This is a genomic window from Pseudomonas sp. NPDC077451, from assembly GCF_044543345.1.
In the GTDB taxonomy this organism is placed as follows: domain Bacteria; phylum Pseudomonadota; class Gammaproteobacteria; order Pseudomonadales; family Pseudomonadaceae; genus Stutzerimonas.
On record NZ_JBITVX010000036.1, the window covers coordinates 1 to 1234 of the forward strand.

At 59.2% G+C, this 1234-nt stretch carries 1 protein-coding gene; it reads left to right on the plus strand.

What is annotated here, in order from left to right; translation table 11 throughout:
* The first annotated feature begins 243 nt into the window (after positions 1-243).
* Positions 244-1215: an IS110 family RNA-guided transposase gene (locus ACIGHL_RS22760; RefSeq protein WP_128122069.1), complete on the plus strand. Its 972-nt coding sequence runs from the start codon at positions 244-246 to the stop codon at positions 1213-1215.
* Positions 1216-1234 lie beyond the last annotated feature (19 nt).

Below are 1234 nucleotides of genomic sequence, written 5' to 3' on the forward strand. Positions count from 1 at the left end.
ATCCACCCTTGTATCTCGACTACCACGCTATGTTGGGGTGATAGTTCCCGACTGATCATCGGGGGAAGGTCAGGAAGCCGTATCCACCCTTAGGCTTTGAGCCTGCGACGTAGATAGCGCTGCGGCCTTCCATACTCACTCTTACAGCTCGAACGGTATCCAGAGCCCGCCTCCGGCGAGAGCTCGCATCAGCAAGGTAGAGCTGAGTGAAGTGTTGATCTTTCTGAACCAGCAGGAGGACTTATGCCCAGCGTCATCGGCATCGATATCGCCAAACGCACGTTCGACATCGCCACCCAGCAGCCCAATGGCAAGTACCGCACCAAGGCCAAATTGCCAAACGAGGTGGCCGGTTTCGAAGCGCTCCAGCAGTGGCTGCTCAAGCACGCCAATGCCCAAGCCTGGATCGTGATGGAAGCGACCGGCGCTTACCATGAAGCGCTCGCGACCTGGTTTCACGATAAAGGCTATCAGGTCTGCGTGCTCAATCCTGCACAGGTCGCCTATTACGCTCGAAGCCAGCTCCAGCGCGTAAAGACCGACAAAGTCGACGCCAAACTCATCGCCGAGTATGGCGAGCGGCACCAGGGCGATCTGCGGGCCTGGCAGCCTGAGCCTCCCGCCGTCCGGCGCTTGAAAGCATTAGTGCGGCGCCTGGAAGATCTGCAGGAGATCCAACAAATGGAACGCAACCGCCTGGATCTGGCCGACGCTAGTGTGCAGGCTTCAATCTACTCAGTGCTGCACCATGTCGAGCGGCAGATCGGCGAGACACTCCGTGCGATCCGAGACCACATCGATGATGACCCGGACCTGCGCAACAAACGCGACCTGCTGACCAGCATTGATGGCATTGGCGAGCGTTCCGCAGCCCTGTTGCTGGCTGAGCTGGGCGATCCGCTACGCTTCGCCAGCTCACGCGCGATCACCGCTTATGCCGGGCTGAACCCCCGCCTTCAGGAGTCTGGCTCCTACAAAGGCCAGACGCGCATATCCCGCACGGGATCGTCTCGCTTGAGGGCTGGGCTCTACATGCCGGCGGTCTGCTCGCTCACACACAACCCGGCCATTAGTGCTCTACGCGAGCGTCTGAGTGCAAAAGGAAAATCCGGAAAACAAATCGTCTGTGCAGCGATGCGCAAGCTGCTGCACATCGCCTATGGGGTACTTAAATCGGGCCAGCGTTTCGACCCTCAACTGGCCCTTGCGCGCTAATGGGGAAGACGGTATCTAC